General features: G+C 70.6%; 22 protein-coding genes. 11 read left to right on the forward strand and 11 right to left on the reverse strand.

The genetic code is table 11. The features are described 5' to 3' along the window. Nucleotides 1-19: 19 nt before the first annotated feature. Complete coding sequence (locus ACFYST_RS23060; protein WP_387641396.1) at nucleotides 20-2,854, reverse strand: AAA family ATPase; 2,835 nt, start codon at nucleotides 2,852-2,854, stop codon at nucleotides 20-22. Nucleotides 2,855-3,226: 372 nt separating this feature from the next. Here ACFYST_RS23060 and ACFYST_RS23065 point away from each other — a divergent pair, with 372 nt between their 5' ends. Continuing rightward, nucleotides 3,227-3,721, forward strand: a complete 495-nt coding sequence (locus ACFYST_RS23065) for a DUF5709 domain-containing protein (protein WP_387641394.1) — start codon at nucleotides 3,227-3,229, stop codon at nucleotides 3,719-3,721. Between the two features lie 33 nt (nucleotides 3,722-3,754). On the opposite strand, the gene ACFYST_RS23070 is transcribed toward ACFYST_RS23065, so the two are convergent. After that, nucleotides 3,755-4,486 (reverse strand): carbon-nitrogen hydrolase family protein, encoded by a 732-nt coding sequence (locus ACFYST_RS23070; RefSeq protein WP_387865050.1) that lies wholly within the window; start codon nucleotides 4,484-4,486, stop codon nucleotides 3,755-3,757. A 489-nt stretch (nucleotides 4,487-4,975) separates the two neighbouring features. Continuing rightward, a complete protein-coding gene (locus ACFYST_RS23075) occupies nucleotides 4,976-5,548 on the reverse strand; it encodes a chloramphenicol phosphotransferase CPT family protein (protein ID WP_387641388.1) in 573 nt (190 codons plus the stop codon). 545 nt (nucleotides 5,549-6,093) lie between these two features. Between ACFYST_RS23075 and ACFYST_RS23080 the strand changes: the two genes are divergently transcribed. Continuing rightward, the gene (locus ACFYST_RS23080; protein WP_387865051.1) at nucleotides 6,094-6,309 is read left to right on the forward strand and encodes a heavy-metal-associated domain-containing protein; all 216 of its coding nucleotides are present in this window, start codon (nucleotides 6,094-6,096) and stop codon (nucleotides 6,307-6,309) included. A 737-nt stretch (nucleotides 6,310-7,046) separates the two neighbouring features. Then, complete coding sequence (locus tag ACFYST_RS23085) at nucleotides 7,047-8,051, forward strand: GNAT family N-acetyltransferase (RefSeq protein ID WP_387865052.1); 1,005 nt, start codon at nucleotides 7,047-7,049, stop codon at nucleotides 8,049-8,051. 213 nt (nucleotides 8,052-8,264) lie between these two features. Here the strand turns inward: ACFYST_RS23085 and ACFYST_RS23090 are convergent, their stop codons facing one another. Continuing rightward, nucleotides 8,265-9,110 carry a spermidine synthase gene (locus tag ACFYST_RS23090; protein ID WP_387865053.1) on the reverse strand — a complete coding sequence of 282 codons (846 nt, stop codon included), beginning with the start codon at nucleotides 9,108-9,110 and terminating at the stop codon, nucleotides 8,265-8,267. 187 nt (nucleotides 9,111-9,297) lie between these two features. Here ACFYST_RS23090 and ACFYST_RS23095 point away from each other — a divergent pair, with 187 nt between their 5' ends. Beyond that, nucleotides 9,298-10,251 carry an alpha/beta hydrolase gene (locus ACFYST_RS23095; protein WP_387865054.1) on the forward strand — a complete coding sequence of 318 codons (954 nt, stop codon included), beginning with the start codon at nucleotides 9,298-9,300 and terminating at the stop codon, nucleotides 10,249-10,251. A 180-nt stretch (nucleotides 10,252-10,431) separates the two neighbouring features. On the opposite strand, the gene ACFYST_RS23100 is transcribed toward ACFYST_RS23095, so the two are convergent. The 4 genes from ACFYST_RS23100 to ACFYST_RS23115 all read right to left on the reverse strand — a co-directional run bounded on the left by ACFYST_RS23100 (nucleotide 10,432) and on the right by ACFYST_RS23115 (nucleotide 15,487). Continuing rightward, nucleotides 10,432-11,565 carry an AI-2E family transporter gene (locus ACFYST_RS23100; RefSeq protein ID WP_387865057.1) on the reverse strand — a complete coding sequence of 378 codons (1,134 nt, stop codon included), beginning with the start codon at nucleotides 11,563-11,565 and terminating at the stop codon, nucleotides 10,432-10,434. 974 nt (nucleotides 11,566-12,539) lie between these two features. Beyond that, nucleotides 12,540-13,241 (reverse strand): glycerophosphodiester phosphodiesterase, encoded by a 702-nt coding sequence (locus tag ACFYST_RS23105; RefSeq protein ID WP_387865060.1) that lies wholly within the window; start codon nucleotides 13,239-13,241, stop codon nucleotides 12,540-12,542. Nucleotides 13,242-13,438: 197 nt separating this feature from the next. Beyond that, entirely contained in the window at nucleotides 13,439-13,852 is a 414-nt protein-coding gene (locus ACFYST_RS23110) for a molybdopterin-binding protein (RefSeq protein ID WP_387865062.1), read from the reverse strand. 327 nt (nucleotides 13,853-14,179) lie between these two features. Next, complete coding sequence (locus tag ACFYST_RS23115; protein WP_387865064.1) at nucleotides 14,180-15,487, reverse strand: ROK family transcriptional regulator; 1,308 nt, start codon at nucleotides 15,485-15,487, stop codon at nucleotides 14,180-14,182. 86 nt (nucleotides 15,488-15,573) lie between these two features. Here ACFYST_RS23115 and ACFYST_RS23120 point away from each other — a divergent pair, with 86 nt between their 5' ends. Next, nucleotides 15,574-16,767 (forward strand): MFS transporter, encoded by a 1,194-nt coding sequence (locus ACFYST_RS23120; protein WP_387865067.1) that lies wholly within the window; start codon nucleotides 15,574-15,576, stop codon nucleotides 16,765-16,767. 254 nt (nucleotides 16,768-17,021) lie between these two features. On the opposite strand, the gene ACFYST_RS23125 is transcribed toward ACFYST_RS23120, so the two are convergent. Continuing rightward, the gene (locus ACFYST_RS23125) at nucleotides 17,022-17,666 is read right to left on the reverse strand and encodes a methyltransferase domain-containing protein (protein ID WP_387865068.1); all 645 of its coding nucleotides are present in this window, start codon (nucleotides 17,664-17,666) and stop codon (nucleotides 17,022-17,024) included. A 180-nt stretch (nucleotides 17,667-17,846) separates the two neighbouring features. Here ACFYST_RS23125 and ACFYST_RS23130 point away from each other — a divergent pair, with 180 nt between their 5' ends. Together ACFYST_RS23130 and ACFYST_RS23135 are read left to right on the forward strand one after the other, a co-directional pair. Next, complete coding sequence (locus tag ACFYST_RS23130; RefSeq protein ID WP_387641363.1) at nucleotides 17,847-18,749, forward strand: deoxyribonuclease IV; 903 nt, start codon at nucleotides 17,847-17,849, stop codon at nucleotides 18,747-18,749. A 103-nt stretch (nucleotides 18,750-18,852) separates the two neighbouring features. Further along, the gene (locus ACFYST_RS23135) at nucleotides 18,853-19,632 is read left to right on the forward strand and encodes a TVP38/TMEM64 family protein (RefSeq protein ID WP_387865069.1); all 780 of its coding nucleotides are present in this window, start codon (nucleotides 18,853-18,855) and stop codon (nucleotides 19,630-19,632) included. Between the two features lie 175 nt (nucleotides 19,633-19,807). On the opposite strand, the gene ACFYST_RS23140 is transcribed toward ACFYST_RS23135, so the two are convergent. Beyond that, a complete protein-coding gene (locus ACFYST_RS23140) occupies nucleotides 19,808-20,164 on the reverse strand; it encodes a YrdB family protein (RefSeq protein WP_387865072.1) in 357 nt (118 codons plus the stop codon). Nucleotides 20,165-20,311: 147 nt separating this feature from the next. Here ACFYST_RS23140 and ACFYST_RS23145 point away from each other — a divergent pair, with 147 nt between their 5' ends. The 4 genes from ACFYST_RS23145 (at nucleotide 20,312) to ACFYST_RS23160 (ending at nucleotide 24,115) form a co-directional block, all read left to right on the forward strand. Then, the gene (locus ACFYST_RS23145; RefSeq protein WP_387641354.1) at nucleotides 20,312-20,845 is read left to right on the forward strand and encodes a DinB family protein; all 534 of its coding nucleotides are present in this window, start codon (nucleotides 20,312-20,314) and stop codon (nucleotides 20,843-20,845) included. Nucleotides 20,846-21,271: 426 nt separating this feature from the next. Further along, nucleotides 21,272-21,667 carry a cell division protein SepF gene (locus tag ACFYST_RS23150; protein WP_387641352.1) on the forward strand — a complete coding sequence of 132 codons (396 nt, stop codon included), beginning with the start codon at nucleotides 21,272-21,274 and terminating at the stop codon, nucleotides 21,665-21,667. Between the two features lie 313 nt (nucleotides 21,668-21,980). Next, nucleotides 21,981-22,535: a TetR/AcrR family transcriptional regulator gene (locus ACFYST_RS23155; RefSeq protein ID WP_387641350.1), complete on the forward strand. Its 555-nt coding sequence runs from the start codon at nucleotides 21,981-21,983 to the stop codon at nucleotides 22,533-22,535. Beyond that, complete coding sequence (locus ACFYST_RS23160; protein WP_387865075.1) at nucleotides 22,532-24,115, forward strand: MFS transporter; 1,584 nt, start codon at nucleotides 22,532-22,534, stop codon at nucleotides 24,113-24,115. The genes ACFYST_RS23155 and ACFYST_RS23160 overlap by 4 nt, the downstream gene beginning before the upstream one ends. A 55-nt stretch (nucleotides 24,116-24,170) precedes the next feature. Here ACFYST_RS23160 and ACFYST_RS23165 read toward each other — a convergent pair whose 3' ends face one another. After that, nucleotides 24,171-25,532: an alpha/beta-hydrolase family protein gene (locus ACFYST_RS23165; protein ID WP_387865076.1), complete on the reverse strand. Its 1,362-nt coding sequence runs from the start codon at nucleotides 25,530-25,532 to the stop codon at nucleotides 24,171-24,173. Nucleotides 25,533-25,541: the final 9 nt, after the last annotated feature.

A 25,541-nucleotide genomic window follows, 5' to 3' on the forward strand; every position in this document is an offset into this window, starting at 1 on the left:
CCCGTCGGCTCACCGGCCGTCACGTCGCCGCCAACGCCTCCGCCACCTCCTTCCGCCCCACCCCGAGCTTCCGCAGCACGCTCGCCACGTGGTGCTCGACCGTACGTGGCGACAGGAACAGCGCCTGGGCGATGTCCTGGTTGGTGGCCCCTTGCCCAACCAGCTCCGCGACCTGCCGCTCGCGTGGCGACAGTGCCTCGCCGTAGCCCCGCCGCCCCGGCGACGCCATCCGCCCGAGGCCGAGATCGCGCCGGACGTGCTGGCAGCGCGCCGCGTCGGACGCGGCCCCGAGCGTGGTGAACGTCGCCTCCGCGGCGGTCAGCCGCTCGGCCGCGCTCTGCGCGTCGTGCTCGGCCAGCACCCGGGCCAGCCGCTCCTCCGCGCGGGCGGCCTCGTACGGCCGCCCGATCGCCCGCCAGGCGTCCCGCGCCCGCCCGAAGGCCTCGGCCGCGCCGTCGCCACCACTGGCAGCACCGCCGACACCGTCCAACAAGAAGCCCCTGGCCAGTTCGAGTCCGGCGTGCGCGGCCGGCGCATCGACGCCTTCCAACGCCTCCGCCGCCTCTTCCGTGAGGTGCCGGGCGGCGTCGATGTCGCCGACCGCCCGTGCGGTCTCCACCGCCAGCGGCAGCAGTTCCGCACTGCGCGCCCACGCCCCCGCCTGCCGCAGGATCGCCACGGCGGGCGCCACCACTGCGGCAGCCGCCGCCCCTCCGCGCTCGGCCAGTTCGAGCGACCCCAGACCGGCGGCAGCCCGCAGCGCGGCGGTGACCTGTGACTCCCGCTCACCGTACCTGGCCGCGCTGGTGAACTCGGCCCTGGCCACCGCCAACCGCCCCTGGGCGGCGGCCAGCCGGCCCAACAGCATGGCCCGTTCGGCACCCGCCATGGCCACGTCGGGGAACTCCGTTCCGAGCGCCGCGAACCGTTCCTCGAGCCCCTGCCACCGCCCGGCCAACCCGTCCAACCTCAGCAGGGCAATTCGGCTGTAGCACTCCAGGTAGGCGATCGAGGCCTGCCGGGCCAACGCCCGGCTCTCGGCGAGCAGCCGACCCGCCTGCTGGTCGTGCCCCGTGTCGAGGGCGATGTCGCCGACGTTGTACAGGGCGCGGGTGGTCTGCCGGACCACCTCGGGGTTGGTGGAGTGGCGCGGCAAGCGGTCCAGTTCGGGCCACAGTTCGGGGTCACCCTCGCGGGCCTGGAAGGTCAGCAGGGTGGCCCGGTACGCGGCGGTGACCTCCTCGTCCGGCTCGGCCTCCAGCGCTGCCGCAGCGTTCGCCATGCGCTCCCGGGCGGCAGCACCGGCACCGTCTCGTTCGTTCATCGCCAGCGCCAACAGTGCCCGCGCCGCCCGGGCGGGACGCCCGGCAAGCTCGTCGGCAGCCTGCTCGATCTGCGCGAACCCGGCGCGGTCGCCGCCCTGCACGGCCACCCGCAGGCCGAGCGTGAGCCGGATCTCGCCCCGATCGCCGACCGGCAGACGCGGGTCCGCGATGATGCCGACCAGCGCCGCGGTACTCGCGGTGTCGTCGGCGGCGTTCGCGGCGATCGCCGACAGGGCCCGGGCGACCCGCACCCGTCGCTCGGATGCCAAATCCGTTTCGGCCAGCAATTCGCGCAGCAGCAGCCCCGCATCCGCCGGATCACCCTGCTCCATCGCCTGCTCGGCCGCCGCTTCGGCCACCTGCTGCCACGCCTCCCGATCACCGAGGGCCCCGGTGTGTGCGGCGATCCGGATGAGCGGCTGCGGCTCGAGGCCGCGCAGCACAGCGATCGCCCGCCGGTGCAGCGCCGACCGCGACGGCCCCGGAATACGCCGGTACGCCACCTGCCGGGCAGGCTCCCGCCGGAAGGCGTACCGGGCTGCGGTGGGCTCGGCCAGCACCCCCGCCCGCAGCGCCTCCACCAGGCCCGCCGCCACCCGTTCGGCCGATAGCTGCGCCACCTCGCCGATCATCTCCTCCCCGGCCGGCTCACCCAGCACTGCGGCTGTCTCCGCCACCGCAAGCGCGTCCGATCCGAGCGCGGCCAGGCGTTCGGTGACCGCGTCCCGCAAGCCCCGCGGTGGCTCCGCGGCCATCAACGCCGCAACCGGATCGGAATGCGGGCCGCCGTCTCGCAAGGCCGTCAGGTCCTCCAGGACAACCACCGGAAGCCCCCCGGACCGCTCGCAAAGCACGGCTGCCAGCCCGGTCACCGCATCAGCACCCCACTCCCCGCCGACCATCTCCCGCACCTCGGACTCCCGCAAAGGACCGAGCTGGACCACCCCACCTGCCACCCCTGGCGGGCAGCGATAGGCCGCACCCAGCACCGACACACCTACCGCCATCTCCTCCGCCCGGTAGGTCACCAGCAACGACAGGCCCGGCAACGGATCCCTGGCCAGCAACAGCAAAAGCTCGCGGCTCGCCGGGTCCGCCCACTGCGCATCCTCGATCAGCAACACCACGCCACCCAGCGCACCCAGCAGCGCCCGCATGCCCTGCATCAGCCGGTACCGTTCGTCGCCGCCCTCGACCTCTCCCGGAAGCCAGGCTCCGATGTCAGGCAGCCACGGCCGAAGCGCACCCGCACTCGGTGGCAGCTCCGCCGCCTCCGCAAGCAACGGACCACTGCGTCGAAGCGCATCGAGCACCGGCCCGTACAGCGTCGGCTCGGCAACCGGATGGCAGCGCCCGGTCAGCACCCGCCCAGGCGCCACGCCGGCCTCCGCCAAAGCCTGTCGCACCAGTGCGGACTTGCCGACACCCGCCTCACCTTCCACCAATACCACCGAAGGTGCCGCCCGCAAGGCGGCGACCAACCGGGCCCGCTCACGCCGCCGCCCGACAAACCCCGGCACCCTCAACACCGCACACCTTCTCCGTCGACCGTTCCGAGCTCGCCCATCGGCGGGAGCACATCGCTTCCGCTCCGATCATCATGCGCTGCTGCTCCACCACCCCGACCAGCTCCGCTCACCACCTCCCGTCGCCGCCGTCGATCCGTTGGCCACTCGACACGCCACCTCGTGGACCAACGGCTCCAAGCACCGCAGCGGGACCTGCCTCCGCCGCAATCTGCACGCGACCCCATCCGACCCGCAACGCCAACCTGCCCGGCCTTCCCGCGCCCTCCCTCTCAGGCTGCTGCCGCCGCGCCGTGTTGCGAGCCGGGTGGCTCCCTGGCGAGCATGAAGAAGCTGCGTGGGACCTCACCCCGAGTGACGAGGACAGGTGCTGTCATGACCGACTGGGACCCTCAGGACCCGGAACCCGCCGAGGACGACGGCGTTCTCGAACCGGCCGACTCCCTGCTCACGGACCGGCTCGACGACGACCCGCTGGACACCGGAGTCATCCCTCCCGACGGGTACTACGGCTCGACCGCGTACGGAACGACACCCGGGGAGGCCGCGCGCGGGGAGTCCCTCGACCAGTTGCTGTCCGAGGAGGAGCCCGACGACACCCCGGAGATGGTCGACGACCGCTGGAATGAAGGGCCGTCCCCACGCGCCGGACGCCTGGTCGAGGACGGAATCGACACCGCAGGCTCCGATGTCGGCCCCGACGGTGGGGCGGCCAGCGCCGAGGAGGCCGCCGTGCACCTGGTCTACCCGGACGAGGACGCCGAGGCACAGTTCGATGACGCAGCACCCGACGAGCCATTGCGCGAGGCCGTCCAGTTCACCGTTCTCGACGACCTGGCCGACCGGGTACCCGACGACGAATTCCGCTGACGACCAACGCCCACCGCCGACTCCCAGCCTGTCTCACTTGCTCATCTCCACCTCCAGGTCAGCCACCAGCACCTGCGGACCAGTCTCGTCCGCCTCCGCCACCACGGCGCCGTCCGGAGCCCACACAGCGCTGCCTCCGCAGCCCGTCCACGGCCCGGCGACGCCCACATGATTGGCCAGCATCACGTGCATACCGGTCGCCTTCGCTATCGCCGGATGCACCGTCCGCCGCTCTTCCCTCCCACCTTCGGTGCCGTACAGCGAACTGGCGAGGTGCACCTGGCATCCCAGCGCCGCATTTCGCGCCGACACCTCTGGGAAGTGGTTGTCAAAACAGGTGGCCAGCGAGAAGCCGACCCCATCCAGCCAGAACCGGCCACCACCGCTGCCGGCTGCGAACACCTCCTGCTCGTTCTCGTACAAGTGCTCCTTCGCGTACGTCGTCACCACGTCCCCAGTCGGCCCGTACACGGTGCTGACGATCTGCGGTTGATTCCCCGGCCCCGCAGCGACGCCATTGACCACGACCGCGATACCGACACTGCGCACCGGATCGAGTCGCGCGTCGTTCGGCTCCGTCCACAGCCCCCGATCCGCGGCGATCATCCCGAGCTCATATCCGGTGAGGCACAACTCCGGCCCGAACACCACAGCCGCGCCGGCCTCCCGTGCCTGCTGCGCCAGCGCCGTGATCCGCTCGATGTTCGCCTCCACATCTCCCGGCACACATTCGAACTGAGTCGCCGCCACCCGAACCCGTCCCATGCTGCTTCCTTCCTCCGACACGCCATCACCCGTCTTGTTGACCGGCCATCACCACACCGCCCTTGCCCGGGCCCGAGTTGCGGGCCCGCCACCGCCGCGCCACTGGCAACAGCACTTGTGGATCGCCCCGCCCCGCGCCCGACTGCTCCCGTCCCGATCAGGACAGTTCGAGGTACACCGTAGGGCGTCCGGCCCCGGCCTCCGGCGGGACTCCCAGTCGCCACCCGGAACCGGGCTTACGCGCCCTGCCGAACTGACCGCGACCGGCCCTCTGTTCTCCGTTGGCGGTTCGGGGCTGACCTTCAGTCAGCCCCGAACCGCACCTCACCGCTCAGACCTGCGAGCCTCCGTCACCGACTCGTTCCGGTCGTTGCGACCGGCGACGCCACCCCATCAGCTCGCCAATTGGGCGGTGTCCCAACGTGGTCGCTCTGTCCACCCCTCCCAAATTCCCACCCATTGCTCGGGCGGCTTTCTGGGACATCGGGACTACCGGCGTATGCCCTCCCGCAGTCGCTCGAAGGCGGTCTGGTCCGGTTGGTTCGGCAGAAACGCTTTGATCCGCTCGGCACACTCGCGCGGCGAGTACGCTCCGCTGTCACATTCGAAGTCGTAGTCGCCGTGCTGGTGCACCAGGTCGTGCTGCCGGGCTGCCAGACCGGGGGGCCGGTCACCCCGAGCTTCCTCGCGCCGGGTCAACTCCTCCACGTCACAGCGAACCCCAACGAACATGACTCGATAGGGACTGAGCACGTCCAAACAGTCGGACAGCCGCCACGGCTCGCTCAGGACATGGTCGACGATCACGTTGTTGCCGGCATCCGCCATCGCCGCGATCGACCGGTGAAATCCCTTCCTGGTCCGTTTCAGCGCCTCATCGAACTGAGCCTGCTCTATCGCGCGCATCGTCCGCATGGCGTTGAACATGTCGACGCCAAGATGGAACCAGACCTCGTCATCGAGAATTTCCAGCAACTCACGTGCGATGCTCGACTTTCCCGAGCTCGACGTTCCGTTGAGGAAGATAATGCGCCCTGGCGCTTCACTCATGTGATCACCCATTATTTCATTCCATTGATTTGACATCTCGACAAATCGAGTCTCCGGCACGCCCATCGACCCCATCAGCCACCCATGCCAGAAACCGCATGCCGATCTATAGATGGACCAAGGACGCCAAAGCCTCACCGACCCAGCCACAACGGTCCATCTGACCCAGCCGAGCCGAGCAACCCAAGACGGTTCACATTCCCGTCACCATCACCACCCGAGCCTTCGCAGGTTCAAGGCCAGAGTGAGCATTTCACAAAACTTCACCCCAGGCCCCCTACGGCCCAAAACCTTCCTATCAAATCCACACATCACGAACACTTCGGCAAGCACCATCGCCCCGGCATGAGCGTCAGGCGACAGCGAATGCCGCTTATGCCTCATGCAGTCCGCCCTCGAGGCTCGGCCACCCTCCCTCCCTGTCGAGAAACCACTCATTGGGGGCATTTGACAGTGCGCCCCGATGCCCCCATCGCGGCGCGCCCGTTGAGCAACACGGCGGCGCCTTGCCCCGCCGGACAACCCGCCACACCCAACCAGCTCAACGGAGGTAACCCATGTCCACCACCACTGTCTTCACCGTCGAAGGAATGAGCTGCGGCCACTGCGAACGGACTGTCACGGCCGAGTTGACCGCATTGCCAGGTATCACTGATGTCACCGTGGACACGCGGGCCGGCCAAGTCACCATCGAGTCAGCCCAGCCACTGGATGACGACCAGGTCCGATCCGCCGCAACCGGATCCGGCTTCATCCTCGGTGTCCGTATCTGATCTCCTGACATCCCCCAACACCGCCCGAAGTGCTAGCGGCCGGCGCCCACGTGCGCCGGCCTGCCACTCCACCCACTCATTCGCCGACACCTCCTCCCAGGTTCGCTGCCGCCAGTGACATTTCTACCGCCGCCGGATCAGCACCAACCGCACTCATGGTCGATATTTCCTGATCCACTCTTTCGAGTAATTCAGCGTAACCTGCTCCAGCCCTTCACCATCTACGCACCCGACGACCCTGATGCGCGTCGCTGCCCGGCCCCCTGTCGCACCAAAAACCAACCCAGCCTCAAATGGATGCTTATAGAAAAAGCTTCCTAATGCAGGCTATTTCAACAGTGCTTCACAACACAGGAACCTGCCGGGATCTCCCGCTGAATATGCAAGCGCCACCACTCGGCACCGCCCCCGGAGCAACCCATTTTCCCGGCCGCAACAAGCCCTGCGAAATAATCTCCGAAAAATAATTTGCGAACCACCCACCAACCTCTCTAAGCTTCGGGCCACTGACGGTGGATCAACTCTACCGACGGTCCAGTGCACGCCCAGCCGCAGAGTGGCTTCGCACCCACGATGCCCCGCACCGAGAGGAGGTCCTGTGGTAGTCCCGATAACTCAGCTCCGTCCCACAGCGCATCCGATCACCCGCGCGTCCAGCTGACACGCCCCCACTTGGGCGGTCGCCACGGATCATCGCGGTCGGGATGCGTCCACTACTCCCCTGCCTCGGAGACCCTGTGATCTTCCGCCCGATCGTCCTTCAAGAACTCGACACGGCCCTGACCTGCCTTCGGTCCGACCCGTCCACCACGATCTCCGCCGAGGTCGTCCTCGCCCGCATCGCCGATGGCGAGTACCGACCCGAATGGATCTGGATCGCGGAGGCCAGCCCTGAACGAGTGCCCTTGGCGCTCGCCATCTGGTGGGGCCTGCCCGACGACATCCTTCCCCGAAGCTTGGACGCACTGTTCACCACTGAGGCGGCCACAGCTCTCACAAACCTCGATACACCGGGGCCTGGAGCGCGCCTGCTGCCCAGCGACCCTCGCTCTGCGATCGCCGCCGCTCTGCTCACCGCAGCCCACCAGGTCTTCGCCGCCGACAGCCTGGCCGTCCCACCGGAGTACCACCTGTTCCTGCCTGCGAACTGGCGCGGCCAACCTGAGGCTGCGACAGCAGTGGAGTGGCGCCGCGAGGCCGCGAAGCTGGCCGGCCTCCGTCTTGCCACCGAGCGTCTCCGTTTCGAGTGGGAAGCGGAGCGGCCAGTCCCCACCGTGTCCGAGCGGTTGGTGTTCGCACCGGAACCCGACGACGAGGTCTTCGTCGATCTCTTCCGCCGGGCTCTACCGGGGAGCCTGGACGCGGCCACCACACGGGAGTCGCTGCTTCTCGGGCCGGCGGAGCAAGCCCGGAACGACGTCGCCTTCTATCACCATGACATGCTCGGTGACCGCTCCTGGTGGCGAATAGCTCGAACTCCCACGGGGCAGGTGGTCGGCTTCGGGATCCCCTCACGCAACTCCGCCGCTTCGGTGGTGGGCTATCTCGGAGTCCTTCCCGAGTTCCGCGGGCGGGGTTTCGTGGCGGAGATCCTCGCCGAGGTCACCCGGGTCCTCGCCACCGAGGCCAAGGCAACCGTCATCCGCGCCGACACGGACCTCGCCAATCACCCGATGATCGCCGCCTTCGAACTGCTCGGCTACCGCGAGACAGCGCGCCGGCTTGTTCTCTCCGCGGACTGATCAGCCCCACCACACAGCCAATCCGCCCGACCACGCGCGAAGTCGGCTGGACGGTCCGCCCACGCCGCCGCTCTCCAGCGTTCCGTCCAGCCGATGCCTCAGCCAATGTCCGGCTCGCCGGCCAAAGCCGACCAGCCGACCTCGCCTCCAGGGAAGGAGCTCGCCATCAGGTACGACTTCCAGCACAGCAGCCCGCGTGACCCGCTGTCCACCTCAGCTCAGCGAGAACGCCCCGGCCGGTGGCGGCGGCGAATCCTCGGCAGTCGCATCCGTGACCGGCTCGGAAGCCTGCTGCGGCGATTCCGTCAGCCTGGCAGGGAAGGGGTCGGAGGCGAGCCGCCGACTCAACTCCCCTGCGGGCAGCGGCTCATCGGAGCCGATCAGCAGAACGTTCCCGTACCGCCGGCCTCGCAGCACACTGGGCTCGGCCACCAGGCAGACATGAGCGAAGACAGCGGCGACGGTGGCCACCTGGGCCTTGGCGAAGGCGAGTGGCGGGCCATCTGCGAGGTTCGCCGCGTAGCACCCGCCGGGCCTGAGCGTGGCGGCGGCAAGCCGGACGAACTCCACGCTGGTGAGGTGTGCCGGCGTCCGCGAGCCGCGGAAGACGTCAGCCACCACGACGTCGAGTGTTCTCGGCGCCACAGATTCGAGTGCCGACCGCGCGTCGCCGACCACCACGTCGATGCCGGACGGCCAAGGAAGGTGCTCCGCGATGAACTCGGTCAACGGCCCGTCGACCTCAACCACTTGCTGCCGCGAGCCGGGCCGAGTATGTGCCAGGTAGCGGGGCAGGGTGAGCGCACCACCGCCGAGGTGCAGGACGTCGAGCGGCTCTCCGGAGTCCGCGACCACATCCAGCAGATGCGCAATTCGCTGGACGTATTCGAACTCGAGATGCGTGGGGTCTTGGAGGTCGACATACGACTGCGGGGTGCCGTCGAGGGTGAGCAGCCAACCGCCCTCGTCATCGATGTCGGGCATCAGCTTGGCTGTCCCCAGCGCCACCTCGCGCTCGACGGGGCGCGGCTCCGGCAGGCCGGCGGCCGGGCCGGTCATCGGACAGCCCTCCGGAAGGTGACGGTGAGGAGAACGATCAACGAAGGGGCAGCCATGCGGGCAGCTTAGGCCCGACCAGGGCAGTCTTCCCAAACGGAGCGACTTACCGACCGGTATGGTCGCAGAAGTGGCACCGCCTCGAACGGCCTCGGGGCGGCGAGCAGAGCAGGAAGTGGGTGTGGTTGACATGGAGTTCCGCGAAGACATCCTGGGTGCCCCGTACGAGGCGGCGGAGCTCCCACTGATCCCGGACGAAGAAGGAGAGGTCAGCGCCACGCTGGTCCGCCGGTTGGTTCCGGGATCCCGCCAGGCGGTGCTGTACTTGCACGGCTACACCGACTACTTCTTCCAGACCCACCTCGCCGATCATTTCACCGCCGCCGGCTATTCCTTCTACGCCCTGGATCTCCGCAAGTACGGCCGGTCGCTTCGGCCCCACCAGTCCCCCAACTTCGTCACGGACCTCGCCTCGTACGACGAAGAACTGGACGAAGCCGTCCGCGTGATCCGGGAACTCGACGGCCACAGTCGGGTGCTGGTGAACGGGCACTCCACGGGTGGGCTGGTGGCGGCACTGTGGGCGTCCCGTCGTGGTGGACGTGGACTGGTCGACGGTCTGTTCCTCAACAGCCCGTTCCTGTCGATGCCTGCCGCACCCGCAGTCCGCAAGCTCGGGGCGCCGGCCCTCGATGCTCTCGGCCGGGCCGCCCCCACCCGGAAGTTGCCGGCACCGCTCAACCCGCACTATGTCCACAGTCTTCACCGGAAGCACCGCGGTAGCTGGGAGTTCGACCTCGCTCTGAAGCCGGCCGAGGGCTTCCCGCTTTACGCCGGCTGGCTGGCGGCGATCCAGCGCGGACACCGTACGGTCCGACGCGGGCTCTCCCTCGGCTGCCCGATCCTGATGATGGCTTCCACCGCGTCCACCGTCACCAGTCGGTGGGATCCCGCACTGATGCACACCGACGCGGTCCTCCGCGCCGACGACATCGCCGCGCTCGCACCACGCCTCGGCCAGCACGTCACCACTATCCGCATCGAAGGCGGTATCCATGACCTGGTCCTCTCGGCCGAGCCGGTCCGGGCCCAGGTGTTCGCCGAACTCGACCGCTGGCTCGCCGCTTACTTCCCCGCTCCCTGACCACCGCAGCACCACCGGGGCAACCACCCAACCCGACCCGGTGGTGCTGCCGAACCGTCGACCCAGTGTCGACCGCCGGGACCTCAACCCAGGAGGCCATCGCTGACCAGCAGTCAGATCCGCAGCTGTCCGCCCCACCCAACTACGTTCGGCACGGCAAGCCGCTGATCAGCGAACACCTCAGCTCTCGGAGCGCACTCGCCTGCGGCGGCTCGTGGGCGCCCCAGGTGTCTCCGCGCCGCCACGCAGCACCGACACCACGCCGAGGCCGGCCGCGCTGACCGGCACGGCGAGCAACGCTCCGATGATTCCGGCGATCCCGGAGCCGGCCACCACGGCGATCATGATCGTCGCCGGGTGAAGCTCGACGGTGCGGCTCTGAATGACCGGTTGGAGCACGTTGCCTTCGATCGCCTGCACTGCCAGCACCACGCCAAGAGCCCAGAGGGCGGTGCCGAGACCGCCGTTCGCCAGGGCCACGAGTACCGCCACAGTCCCGGAGAGAAAGGCCCCGACGAACGGAATGTAGGACCCCATGAAAACGAGAGCACCCAGTCCGGCCGCACCCGGAACATCGAGGAGCAGCAGTCCGATGGAGATGAATGTCGCGTCGATCAGCGCGATCAAAGTGGTGCCGCGCATGAAGCCGGCCATGGCCGCGAAGGCCTGCTGACCGCAGGCGATCACCGTGTCGGAGAGCTTGCCCGGCATCAGTTCGTGGATGGCGTCGGCAAACCGATGGCCGTCGCGCAGGAAGAAGAAAACCAGCGCGAGGGCCAGCACTCCTCCGGTAAGCAGCTGAGTGACCAGGCCAAGTCCCGACAGGACCCCGTTGGCGAGGGAATCCACCAGGTTGCTTCCCGAGCCTGCGCTCTGCCGAAGCGCGTACTGGATCCTGTCGCCGAGTGGTCCGAGCCACGAGGCGATCCGGTTGCCCGCCTGTTGGAGTCCCGAAGCGATCTGTGGGGCGCTGTTCACCAGAGAGTTGACGAGCAGTGCGATGCCTCCGGTGACAACGAGGACCAGGGTGGCACAGGTCAGTCCAGCTGCCGCTCCACGGCCGACGCCCCGGTTCACCAGCCATGGCATGACCGGGTAGAGCAGCGCGGTGGCCAGGAGTGCAACCACCATCGGGATGGTCGCTGCTCTGAGCGCCACGACCACGAACACCGCAGCCCCGGCGACGGTGACCAAGAGGATCACCGCGGCCGACCAGGCAGCGGCGGCTCGAACGGATGGCGGCAGCATCAGGGCCGGCCTCCGATCGTCCGGCACCGTACTGCGGGTGGCCACCACCGCGCCCGTTTCCGACAAGCCCTCAGCACCTATGGAGGTGTACGCACTTGACGTCGATTGCTCGCCAGTTGCCGGCACCGCACCGGAGGGGCGTCGGCCGCCCTTCCCGGCTTTCTCGCCGGAGGCAGTACCGCCAGCCCTCTCTCCGCTGGTCTCACCAGCTGCGCCGTCATCGGCCGGACCGGAGTCTCCGCCCAAGGACGGTCTGCGACCAGCAGGCCCAGATGCGCCGGAGTTGTCGGCCGGCTCTGCCCCTGATGGGTCACCCGCCGAGTCGTTCACATTGGGCTGCTCCGAGCCGTCCTCGTCACCGGACGGCGTTGGCGGCCCGGGGTGCTCGTTCGGTTCGCGAGGTTCCGGGGGGCCTTCCGTTGCCACCGCCACCTCCGCCCACGCGCCGCCATGATCGTGTCATTTCAGCACACACCTGCCGTCACAGCAGGTAGTCGCCTGTGGGGCGGCGCGCCGCCCACGCCGCCGCCGAACGGACCATCAACTCGTCAGCGCTACCTGGCTCCCAGCCCAACCCAGAACCCCTGCCGCCCACTACGCCCTCGCACTCCCGGACACGCTGCCGGGTCGACAAGCAGATTGGACATACTGTGACCGCACCTGTCAGCACTGTCTGCACGGCATTCGCCTTCCTCTCCAGGGCGTCCGCTCGGGTCTTCGGCATCGCACGGAGGACAACACACCGACGTCTCCTCCGGCGGCTCGCCGGCGAGCCCAACAGCAGTGGGGTGTCACGAGGCTCGCCGACCCCTGAGACACCGCCCGCCGCAGACGTCGCACGCAGTGCAGCCCCGATGCCCGCACACCGGCTCCATCGCCGGAGCAGGGCCCAAGGCCCGACGTTCGAGCCTGCGGTCGGCCTCACGGCGGCCACCGACCAGAACCGCGACCGCAGCACCGGTTCGGACATCAGGTCGGTGCGCCACAGCCCTTCAGCGTCGGGCCCGGCCCGGCCGGCGGCGCGGCCCGGGTGCCCCGGCTCAGCGGGCGTGCTGGTCGATCGTCCGGCGCAGCAGGGCCACTCGGTTGGAGGTGAGCGAGTCGACGCCGAGATCGAGCATTCGTCGCATCGTCCTGCGGAGGTCGACGGTCCAGGTGGCGAGGGCGAGGCCGGCGTCGTGCACAGTCGCCACCAGTCGCTCGTCGACCAGCCCGAAGGGGGGATTGAGGTAGCTGGGGCGCAGTTCGTCCAGCAGCCGCTGCTTGGGCAGTTGAAGTCGGTTCCAGGTCAGCGAGATCTCCGCCTGGGGTGCGAGCTCCCGCACGGCGAGCATCGCGGCGACGGACCCGCAGAATGCGACGCGGTCGGCCAGGCCGAGATCGCTGACGGTGCGCCAGGTCGCGGCGGCCGGCTGGGCGTCGTCCAGGTCGACCAGCAGCTGTCGGCCGTCGGCCTGCGCGACGACTGGAAGGATCTCCGCGAGGGTGGGGATCCGGAGGCCGGGCGTGGCCAATTCCTCGAGCTGTTCGGAGGTCACGCGGTTGATCGGGCGCGGGTCGTTCCAGAGCCGTTCCAGGGTCCGGTCGTGGAGCAGGACCGGCACGCCGTCCCTGGTGAGTTGGACGTCGACCTCGACGGCGTCCGCTCCCGCCGCGAGGGCGGCACTGACCGCGGGCAGGGTGTTCTCGCGGTGCTGGTACGGGTCACCACGGTGGGCAACGGCGCGCACGCGGCTCTTCAACGGGGTCGTCCTCTCACACGGTCGGGCAGCTCACACCACGGGCCGCCTCGCCGGCGGTTGGCCGCAGAACTCCGCATCCTAGGCGGCGCCCGCTCGTCGCTGTGCAGGTACCTCCGATACCTGGCGGCGGGCATCACGCCCCGCCGGGCCGGGAGGCCACTGCAAACTCGGCCTCGGCTCATCGGCCGGGCAGCGGGTCAACGGCGTTCGACCACGACGTTGGTCGACTTGATGACGGCGGTGGCGGGTGCCCCGGGCACCAGACCGAGCTCCTCCGCGGAGTCGCGGCTGATCAGCGAAACCACCCGGAACGGCCCGGCCTGGATTTCCACCTTCGCGGCCACGTCGCCCAGCACCACCGCGGTCACAATCCCCGGGAACCGGTTTCTGGCCGAGGACCGGCCTTCCGCCTCGCTGTTCTCGGGGCGCGCCAACTCACGTGCGAAGGCGGCGAGTTCGGCCCCGGCAATGATCCGGTGCCCGTGCTCGTCCCGGGTCGCCGGCAGCCGCCCCGCATCCACCCACCGCCGCATGGTGTCGGCGCTCACCCCGAGCATCGAGGCCGCCTCGCCGATGCGGTACGGGTGGACGGGCGGGTCGGGGATGACCATGGATGCAGCTCCTGGGCAGCTCACGGAAGGTGGGACAGACTCCGCCATCCTGCCCTACCGGCAACCGGCCCCGTACCGACCCCACCATCAGTGGCCCCCGAACCGCCGCCCGGACGATCGCGGCTGGGTCTCCGGATCGGCCCCAACCTCAGCCGCGCCGCAGCTCCCGACGACCACGCCAAGGCGGCAATCAGCAGTCGCGGCGCCAATCCAGTCCCTCGAAGGCCCTGCTCACCCCAGAAAGCGCGCTGCCCGCGCACGACCCGACCACCCGCCGGCCGCACGAAACGACCACATCCAACCCGCGCATCGGCCACGACCGGAGCCTCACTCGCCTCCGAACAGCTCGCGCCGCACCGCGTCCCCGGCGGTCAGCACTGCACCGGCGAGCACGGCGCCGCCACCGGCCGTACCGGCGCGGACTTCGGTGGCGAGTGGGGAGAGCCGGGCGAGTTGGCGCTCGACTCGGACGGCCAGTTCGGGGCCCCCGGCCTGGCCGATCTCACCGCCCAGCACCACACAGCCGGGGTCGAGTACCACGCAGATCGACGAGGCTCCGACGGCGATCCGTCCGGCCAGTTCCTCCAGGAAGTCGTGGGCTCCGGTCCGGACCGCGAGTCGTACGACGGCTTCGGCGCCGGGTTCCGATCCGTCAGGCTCGGCGTCCAGGCCGTGGCGGGCGCCGAGTTCGCAGATCGCGGCGCTCGAGACCAGCGAGTGGAAGCCGCCGTCGCACCGGGTGGCGTCCGGCAGGCCGCCGGTTCCCGGGACGGGCAGGAACCCGATCTCGCCGGTGCCGCCGGAGGCTCCACGTCGCAGCCGACCATCCAGGACGACCGACGCGCCCACGCCGTGGCCCAACCAGATCAGGGCGAAGTCCTTCCGGTCCTGGGCTGCGCCGATCCGGTGTTCGGCGATCCCGGCCAGGTTCACCTCGTTCTCGAGGATCACCTCCGTCCCGCGGCGGGCCCGCAGGGCGGCGAGCAACTTGGTGTGCCACTCGGGCAGTTTCCCGGAGTTGTTGAGTGCGCCGCTCACCGGGTCCACCAGCCCGGGCGCGCCGACCGCGACGGTGTGCAGGTCCTGCGCACCGGCCGCAGCGGCGGTCGCGAGCAGTGCCTCGACCGTCCGCTCGACGAGCAGATCGCCGTCCCCCGGCCCGCCCTCGGCGGACAAGGCTGTTCCCGCCCTGGTCGGCGACGAGACATCAACAGCGGCTCCGGCGGTTCCGGCCGCCCCATCGACCGCGGTCGGAGGCCTGCCCGGTCCCTCGGCCTCGCTCCGCGCCGGTGCCGCGATGGTGGCCGTGCCGAGGGTGCGGCCGGTCAGGTCGGCAACGACCAGGCTGACACCGGTGGCGCGGATGTCGATCCCGGCGAGGTGCGCCCGATCGGCGACCAGCCCGTACAGCCGGGCGTTGGGGCCCCGGCGGAGTGCGGCGCTCTCCCCTGCCTGGGCGACCAATCCGCTGCGTTGGAGGCGTTCGAGCAGGTCGGCGACGGTGGGCCGGGAGAGTCCGGTCAGCGTGCGCAGGTCGGATGCGGTGAGCGGGCCCCGTTCGAGCAGCAGGTCGAGGGCGAGCCGGTCGTTGATGGCCCGGGCGGTGCTCGGCGTGGCAGTGCGAGCGGTCGTCATGAGCCTGCATCCTTCCAGAGGTTTCTATCAGGCAGGGTCCCTGATAGTTTATTTTCAATCCGACCGACCCAAGGGGGGAGCCCGGCGTGGGCGAAACTCTCAAGGACGTCCGGCGCGCAAGGCTGAGTGTGGCGCTGGTGTTCGCCGTCCACGGAGCCGTCACCGGCACCTTCGTCAGCCGCATCCCGTGGATCAAGGACCAGCTGGATCTGAGTCCCGGCCAGCTCGGTCTCGCCCTGGTGTTCCCGGCGATCGGCGCCTCGATCGCGATGCCGCTGGCCGGAGGCATCGTGCACCGCTTCGGCGCCCGGGCCGCGCTGCAGGGCCTGTTGTCGCTGTGGTGCCTGTCGCTGGCGCTGCCCGCGCTCTCCCCGCACCTGGTGGTCCTCTGTCTCTCGCTGTTCATCTACGGCGCGACGTCCGGCATGTCGGACGTGGCGATGAACGCCCAGGGCGTCGAGGTCGAGAAACGGCTCGGCCGGTCGATCATGTCGGGTCTGCACGGGATGTGGAGCCTGGGCGGTCTGGTCGCCTCCGGCTTCGGTGTGCTGGCCGCGCATCAGCAGGTGGACGCCCGGATCCAGTTCGCGGTGACCGCACTGGTTCTGGTGCTGCTCGCACAAATCGTGTCGCGCGGGGTGCTGGACGTTCGGCCGGCCGTCGACGAGGAGGCACCGCCCCGCTTCGCACTGCCACCTAAGGAGGCACTGCTCATCGGTCTGGTCGGGTTCTGCGCGGTCTTCGCCGAGGGCGCGTCGATGGACTGGAGCGGCGTGTACCTGCGCGACGTCACCGGCGCCTCCCCGTCGATTGCCGCCGCGTGCTTCACGGCCTTCGCCGCCACCATGGCCGCAGCCCGCCTGGCGGGCGACGCGGTGATCCGCAGCCTCGGCCCGGTGCGCACGGTACGGGTCAGCGGCGCGGTCGCCGGCGTCGGCGGACTGCTGGTGGTCGTCGCCGACAGCCCGTACCTGGCCATTCCGGGGTTCGCGCTGATCGGCATAGGTATCGCCGTGGTGGTTCCGCTCGCGTTCGCCGCCGCCGGACGGGCCGGTACCAACCCGAGCCAGTCCATCGCCGGCGTCGCCACCATCACGTACACCTCCGGCCTGGTCGCCCCGGCCGTGGTCGGCGGCATCGCCCAGGCGAGTTCGCTGACGGTCTCGTTCCTCGTCGTCACGCTGCTGGCGGCCGCCCTGATCCCGTCCGCCACTGCCATGCGCCAGCGCAGGTCGGCGGACTCGCCGGCCGCGTCGGGCTCCCTGGAGCCATCACGCTGAGACTGTGCCAGCAGCCGGACCGCCGGCGCCACCGGCCAAGCCGCCAACCGAACCGCCACGTGAGGGTGCGGGAACCGCCCCCGCACCCCTCACCACGTCAGCCCGCCCCACCGCACCCACGCGCTCGGCCTGCCCCGCACCCCTCACCACGTCAGCCCGCCCCACCGCACCCACGCGCTCGGCCTGCCCCGCACCCCTCAGCACGTCAGCCCGCCCCACCGCACCCACGCGCTCAGCCCGCCCCGCGCCGCGTCTCAGGCGGTCCGGCGCTGCGTCACCCGCCAGAGCCGGCGCGGAAGATCGCCCTCCTCGAACGGCTCGACCTCAGCCGGGTCCCAGCCCTCCGCGAGGCGGTCCACCAGTTCCCGCGAGAAGAAGTGGACGGCGAAACCGCCGTTCTCCCAGATGTCGTCGCCGTGGCCGATCCCGGCCCCGTAGTGCGCATCGCCGGTGTGCCGCACGGTGTACACCAGCACGCCTCCTGGCCGCAGCACCCGCCGCACCTCCCCGACCAATGCCACCAGCTCGGCCGTGGACAGCGCCATGCAGAACAGCATGTGCGCGTACACCGTGTCGACGGACGCGTCCGGCAGGTCCAGCGGCTGGCGGACGTCCTGCACCACGGTGGTCACCGTCAGACCGTCGGCGGCGGCCCGCTCGCCGAGTTGGTCGAGGGCGACGGGGCTGAAGTCGGCTGCGGTGACCGTGAAGCCCCGGCGGGCGAAGAACAGGGCGTCGCGCCCATGGCCGGCGCCCAGTTCCAGCACGGTTCCCCCGGGCGTGGACACCGTGGCGGCGTACTCCGCCGACTCCGACGGCTGGTCCCCGTACATGCCGGGGTGCTCGGAGTACGTGCGCTCCCAGTGCTCGCGCTGCGCCCGCGCCAGTGACTTGTCCATCTGCTTTCTCGCCTTCCGTCCTGTAGCCGCCCGTCAACCGTCCGGCCGGCTCAGCCCGACCTGCTCTGCCCGGCCGGCTCTTGCTGACCGACTCCCCCGAATTGCCGGCCGCCGCATCGAGATGGCCGCTGCCGACCCCGGTGACCTGCCGGTCCATCCTGCCGTGGGATGCTCGTGGCCATGAATTCCGCCCCGCGAAACCCGATCGGCGCCCATGTTCCAGTTGCCGGAAAGGGCCTGGCGGGGACGGGGCTGGCCTACGCCGAGAAGGTCGGCGCGGAGGCAGTGCAGGTGTTCGTCGCCAACCCGCGTGGGTGGGCCACTCCGGCCGGGAATCCAGCGCACGACCTGGCGTTCCGCACGGCCTGCGCCGAGCAGGGCATCCCGGCCTACGTCCACGCGCCCTACCTGATCAACTTCGGCTCCGATTCGGCGGCGACCCGCGAACGTTCGGCGGAGTCGCTGACGCACTCGCTGCACCGCTCGGCGGCGATCGGGGCGCTCGGTGCGGTGGTTCACACGGGTTCGGCACTGTGCGGCACTCGCGAGGAGGCGCTGGCCCAGGTTCGCGCGCAGGTCCTGCCGATCCTGGACGGACTCGACCGGTACGGGGACGACGCGCCCTGGCTGCTGCTGGAACCGACAGCGGGGCAGGGCAGCTCGCTGTGCGCCCGGATGGAGGACCTCGCCGCCTACCTGGACGCGCTCGACCACCACCCGCTGGTCGGCGTCTGCCTGGACACCTGCCACGCCTTCGCCGCCGGTCATGACCTGGCCGCCCCGGGCGGGGTCGACGAACTCTTCGACGCCCTGCACCGGGCGGTCGGCCCGGACCGGCTCCGGCTGATCCACGCCAACGACTCGCAGGACGTGGCCGGCGCCCGCAAGGACCGCCACGAGAACATCGGTGCCGGTCACATCGGCGCCCCCGCGTTCCAGGCCCTGCTGGCGCACCCGGCCACCGCCGGCGTCCCGCTGATCATCGAGACCCCGGACGGCCGCCACGACCCCGAGCGCATCGAAGGCGTCCGGCACGCCGCCGACATCGCCCTACTGAAGCAGCTGCGCCTCCCCACCACCTGAGCGCCCACCGACTGACCGCGCTGCCGCCCAAGCCCAAGCCCGCACCCGCACCCGCCAGGCCCCTCGCAAACGCCCCGGCCCCGGCGCCGGTTAAGCTCCCCGGGTGCCCGCCCCGCAGCCGACATCCGGCCCCACCGCGCCACTCCCCGCCGACGCCGACGCCGGCACCGACACCAGCACCACCGCAAGCGCCGCCCCGGACACCCGCACCGAAGCCGACGCACCGAACGCGCCCGCACCGCGCCCGCGCCCGCACCGCCACGCGCTGCTGCGCCTCGGTCTGCTCGCGGCCGTCCTCGCCGCCGCAGCGGCCTCGCTGCTGCTCTGGGATCCGACGGCGGTGCTCGCGGCGGCGGCCGGTCCGTGGCGGATGCCGATCGCGTTGGCGGCCTACGCCTTCGGCACGGTGGCGTTCCTGCCTCGCCCGGCGTTGAACGCAGGGATGGGGTTGTTGTTCGGTTCGCTGTGGGGCGTGCCGCTGGCGGTCGCGGGGTCGGCGATCGGCGCGATCGCGGCGTTCGCCCTCGGCCGGTCGCTCGGCCGGGAGGCGCTGCGGCCGCTGGTGCGCGGCAAGGTGCTGACCGAGATCGACCGCCGGCTGTCCGAACAGGGCTTCCGCAGCGTGCTGTTGGTGCGACTGTTTCCGGGGGCACCGTTCCAGGCGGGCAACTTCGCGTGTGCGTTCTCGGGAGTCCGGTTCTGGCCGTACCTGGCGGCAACTGTGCTCGGAGTGGTCCCCACCACGGCCGCGTACGTCATCGCGGGGGCCAGCGCGAGCTCGCCGGGATCCCCGGCGTTCCTGATCTCGGCGTCGGTGATCGCCGCGATGTGCGTGTTCAGCGCCGTCTCGCTCTGGCGGGCCCGCCCCCGCCGCTCCGCCTGACCGCCTGACCGCCTGACCGCCTGACCGCCTGACCGCCTGACCGCCCAAGCATCACACCGCCGCCGACGCCAATTCCGCTCCCGAACCGGACCGGCACCCGGCCGCGCGCCACATCCGCACACACGTCAACGTCCCGGCGCCGCACCGGAGAACGAGTGCGGCGCCGACCATCCGCCTACCGCTCGATCTCCGGCGACCATTCACCCACCAGCCGCAGCCACACCGTGTTGACGACCATCAGCGCACCGAGCCAGATCGCCCAGCCCGAGTGGCCGGTGACGGCCAGCAGGGCGACCGAGCCGCCCCAGATCAGCAGTTGGACGCCGTACCAGGCCACCGCCGAGCCACGCACGGGCCGCCGCGGTGCCGCATAGCGCCCCCACAGCACGGCCGCAGCCACCGGCAGGGCGAGCGCGATCAGCACCCGCACCACCACGGGCCCCCCGTGCCAGAGCCCGTAGCCACCCACCGCCAACGCGGCCAGTGAGGCCAGCTCCAGCAGCAGACGTAGCGTCAGCTGGACCCCCGTCATCACCTTGCGCACAACGACACCCCACCCGAGTCAACCAGCAATGAACATCAGATCATCGCACCGAGCTCCGCCTCCGTGCCCGCACACCACCGCCCAGCTCCGGAAATCGGCTCGCCCCCTACGCCGACCCGCCCCCACCATGGCGGCATGACGAACACCAGCGGCTCCCCTGCCACCGCCCGCATCAGCCCGGCCTTCGCCTCCGACGAAGCGACCATGCTCAACTCCTGGCTGGACTTCCACCGCGCCACCCTCGCCCTCAAGTGCGAGGGTCTGACACCGGACCAGCTCCGCGAACGGTCCTGCCTTCCATCGCCAATGTCGCTACTGGGGCTGGTCCGGCACATGGCGGAGGTGGAACGGCACTGGTTCCGGCTGTATCTGAACGGCGAGGATCTCGGGCCGGTCGGCCGGTACTGGACCGAGGAGTTCCCGGACGGCGACTTCGACCTGGTCGACTCCGCGGATCCGGTGGCCGACACCGCCGCCTGGCAGCAGGACGTCGCCTACGCCCGTGCCGCGGTCGAGGGCGTCTCGTTGGACACGGTGGCCAGGCGCCCCTGGCGCGGCAACGAGGTGACGCTCCGGTGGATTCTGTTCCACATGGTCGAGGAGTACGCCCGGCACAACGGCCACGCCGACCTGATCCGAGAGCGGATCGACGGCGCGACCGGCGAGTGACCGCACAAACCCCGGCTCGCCAAAGGCCCGCCGACCCGGCCGAGCCACACCGAAGCCACGACACACACGCCCAAAGCCACGACACCCACGACACACACGACACGCCGGGGACAGAACCGAGAACCCGCGGCCGAAATGAACCCCATCAGGTGACGCCGTTACAGGATTGTTGACACTCAGTCAACTGCCCTTAGGTCCCCACCGATAGTGTCGTTGGGCGCAACCGTTCACCGACCGCCTGCGTCGTTACGAATATCCGAGTAAGCACGGATATTCGCCCGCGCCACAACCGTGGGGTGGGCACGTGCGGGCACTTCCGCGGTGATCAGTGCGATACTCGGACAGTTCCAACAAGTGGATGACGTGTCAAAACGACTCGTCGTCCCCCGGGGGACGAGTACGGAACGAGACAGGGAGGCGCGGTTAATGGGAGCACTTCGCGACGAGCACCACAACGGGTGGCTTATGCCCTCCGGTAGCTACCCGGCCGCGATGTACGAGGAATCGTGGGACGGCGAGGAGACGCTGCCGAGTGGGCAGATCGGGCCGTCCAAGATCATCTCGCTCCGGCCCACCGGGTTCGAGGCCGCCCGCACCGTCGGCGAGCACATCCGCGCCGCCACGCCGGTGGTCATGGACCTCACCGAGATGAACGACGCCGAGGCCAAGCGGATGGTCGACTTCGCATCCGGTCTGATCTTCGGCACCCGAGGCGGCATCGAGCGGATCGCCCGCCGGGTGTTCCTGCTCACGCCGGCGGACGTCGAGGTGATGGTCATCGACCGCCCGCTCGACGAGACCGGCTTCTACAACCAGAGCTGACCTCATCGGGCAGCCCAGCGGGCCCACGCCCGACGGCACAACCCCAAAGCACGCCCCAGAAGACCCCGCGCCCCGCGCGGGGTCTTCTGCGTGCGCCCCCAAGCTCCCCGCACCCCGCACCCCGCACCCCCATCGAAACCAAGACACCGAGCCCAAAACCCGAGCCCGGGCCCAAAACCCGACGAGCCCGAACCCAGGCCCGAGACCCCGAGCCCGAGACCCCGAGCCCGAGACCCAGAGCGCGAGACCCAGAGCGCGAGACCCAGAGCTCCAATGTGAGACATCAATGTCTCACTTGCACTATGCTGCTCTCATGGCAACCGACCGCGACTCCGTCCTCGAGGCAGCCGTCGGCGTCCTCTCCCGACGCCCGACGGCCCATCTCGACGAGATCGCCCGCGCCGCCGGCATCAGCCGCGCCACTCTGCACCGGATCTTCCCGGGCCGGGAGGCCCTGATCCGCGAGGTGGGCGCGCTCGGCCTGCGCCGGTTCGCCGCCGCGCTGGACACCGCGCGGGTGGAGGAGGGCAACGCCGAGGCGGCGCTGCGCCGGCTGGTGGATGCGGTGGTGCCGGATGCGGCGCTGTGCGCCTTCCTGGCCGGCGAGAACCAGCTGTACGACGATCCCGACATCAATGACCTCTGGGAGCTCCAGGACGCCCGGGTCCGCGCGCTGTTCCTGCGCGGGCAGCGGGAAGGAACGTTCCGGATCGAGCTCTCGGCCGGCTGGCTCAGCGAGGCGTTCTTCGATCTGGTGGCCGGCATCGGCTGGGCCGTCCAGGAAGGCCGGCTCGCCCCTCGCGAAAGCGCATTCTCGCTCGCCGAACTGTTCCTCGGCGGCGCTCTACGGAGACCTGATACCCAATGAGTTCCCCCCTCGCCGACCAGTCCACCCGGACCGTCCGGAACGGACGGTCCGGCCACCGCTGGACCGGTCTCGGCGTCCTCGTGCTCGCCGTCACCCTGGTGGCGGTGGACGCGACGGTGCTGTCCCTCGCCATCCCCTCGATCACCGAAACCCTCCGCCCGTCCGGCACCCAGCTGCTCTGGATCGGCGACATCTACTCGTTCGTGCTGGCCGGCCTGCTGGTGTCGATGGGCGCGCTCAGTGACCGGCTGGGCCGCAAGCGGGTGCTGCTGGCGGGGTCGGCCGCGTTCGGCGTGGCCTCGCTGTTGGCGGCGTACGCGCCGGGGCCGGGCTGGCTGATCCTGGCCCGGGCGCTGCTCGGTGTGGCGGGCGCGACGATCATGCCGTCCACGCTGTCGTTGATCCGCTCGCTGTTCCCGGACGCCCGGGAGCGGGCGACGGCGATCGGCATCTGGGGTGCGGGCGCGACGGCGGGTGCGGCGCTGGGGCCGCTGGTGGGCGGGGTGCTGCTGGAGCACTTCTGGTGGGGGTCGGTGTTCCTGCTGAACCTGCCGGTGATGGTGCTGCTGCTGGTGTTCGGTGCTTGGCTGCTCCCGGAGTCCCGCGATCCGCGCCCGGGCCGCTGGGACATGCTGAGTGTGCTGCTGTCGATGGCGGGTGTGATCGGCGCGGTGTACGGGATCAAGGAGTTCGCGGCGCACGGCCTGGACACCTGGATCACCCCGGCTACCTTCGTGCTCGGGGTGGCGGCGCTGGCGCTGTTCGTGCGGCGTCAGCTCCGCCTGGAGACCCCGCTGCTGGAGGTCCGGCTGTTCCGTGACCCGCGGTTCACGGCGGCGGTGGTGTCCTCGCTGATCAGCCTGATCGGGCTGTCCGGTGTGATCTTCTTCATGTCGCAGTACCTCCAGCTGGTACGCGGCTACTCGCCGCTCTCGGCGGGTGTCGCCGAGATGCCGGCCTTCGTCGGCTCGGTGGTGGGCGGCCTGCTCACGGCCCGGCTGGCTCGGCGTGCGGGTGCGCGCCGGGTGCTGACGGTCAGCCTGCTGGTGATGGGGCTGGGCATCGCGGCGCTGGGCATGGTCCGGGTCGACAGCACGTACCTGCTGCTCGGCTCGTCCTTCCTGGCGCTGGGTACCGCCGAGGGTGTGGTGTACACCCTCTCCTCGGACCTGGTGCTGGGTGCCGCCCCGGCCGACAAGGCGGGTGCCGCCTCGGCGGTGTCGGAGACGGCGTACGAACTGGGCGCAGCGCTCGGCATCGCCCTGGTCGGCTCGATCGTGACGGCGCTGTACGCGGGGGCCCTCACCGTCCCGGCGCACACGGACCCGGCCCTGGTGGACCAGGCCGGGCAGTCCCTCGGCGGCGCGGTGGAGGCGGCCTCGACGCTGCCCAGCGACCTCGCGAACCAGCTGCTGACCAGCGCGAACGACGCGTTCGTCCACGGCATCAACATCGCCGCGTGGGTCTCGGCCGCCCTGCTCCTGGCCTCCGCCGCCTTCGCCCGCCACCTCCTCCGGCCCCGGAGCCGCGCAGAAACCCCCACCACCGCCGAGAGCGCCCACGAGCCGGTTCACCACTAAAACCGGCCAGGCCCGTCAACGGACAGCGTCAACAATTCGCGTCAACAACACCCCGTCAGGGCTGCTCCCCCAGGTACGCCACCAACCGCTCGGTGTCCTGCGGGGTCCAGCCGTCGGGCGGGACGATCCTGGCCCAGGCCTCGATGGGCATCCGGCGGTAGCGGTGCCCGTGCCCGTCGGGCACCGCCTCGGAGGCCGTCAGGTCGAAGGTGACTTGCCAGAAGGTCACCAGGGGGTACCAGCGTATGGTCGGTGAGACGTCGTGGGCGCGCTGCCCGTTGAGCCAGGCGGGCCGGCTCCAGATCAGGGCGGGCTCCCACCACACCACGGGGTCGCTGCCGTTCTGCAGGTAGACCACCCGGGGCTGCGGCCGGGGCGCGTCGGGCACCGTGAAGTCGGAGGTCTGCTGGGCGAAGCGCACGGTGCGGCCGTCCTGGTAGACGGGCCGCCAGACGGGGCTGCCGGGGGCGCGCCCGTCGGTGATGACCGTCCGCAGCGGGTTGTCGGGGGTGGGCCCGACCAGCAGTGCCAGGACCTTCCGCTGGAAGCCGCCGGCCCGGTCGAGTTCGGCGACGGCGCGCAGGGCCCGTTCCTTCAGGACGCGTTCCGGGTCGGTCAGGCCGACGCCTTCGCCGGAGCGCAGGCCGACGTAGGCCCGGACGGGGTCCTTCGCGGGGCGCCCGGTGAAGGCGGAGATCTGGGCGGCGGTGGGGGCGCGGCCGACGAAGTCGCGGCCCTTCTTGCCGAGGCTGTCCCAGCTCTCGTGGGACTCGGGGCTGCCGGAGAGGGTGGGAAGTTCCGGCCGGACGGTGCCGGGGCTGGTGGAGCGGTCCGTCAGCGCGGCGCCGCGTTCGGCGGCGCCGAGCAGGGCGCGCAGCAGGAAGCCCTGGACGAAGCCGGTCACGAGTACGACGGCGAGCGCGGCTGCCCCGGCGGCGGCCGCCCAGCCGGGAACGGCCCGGCCGAGGACCTCCCGCAGCGTCCGGGTGCCGAGCCGGACGCCCCGTGCGGCGAGCACCAGCAGCGCGCCGAGCAGCAGCGCGACCGGCAGCACCAGGGCCCACTGCCACCAGCCGATCCGCGGGTCGAGGCCGACGGCCCGCCGCAGGTCGCCCTGCCGGCGCACGCTCCAGGCGGTGATCGCGACGACGGAGCCGCCGCCGACGACGGCCAGCAGCCACCACCCGGCACGCCGCACGGCCGGCGAGGGAAGCAGCCCGCAGCGGCGGGCGACCATGCCGAAGAACGCGCCAAGTCCGTACCCGAAGAATGCGGTGAGCGCCCCGGCGGCGGCCTGCAGCAGCCAGGGCCCGGGCAGCAGCGACGGCGTGAACGACAGGCAGTAGAACAGCACCGCCCCGACCAGCGCGCTCCAGCTCGGCAGCCGCCGTACGATCCGCTGCTCCCCCACCGGCATCGGCGTCCT

This window comes from Kitasatospora sp. NPDC004614 (genome assembly GCF_042873675.1).
GTDB lineage: Bacteria > Actinomycetota > Actinomycetes > Streptomycetales > Streptomycetaceae > Kitasatospora.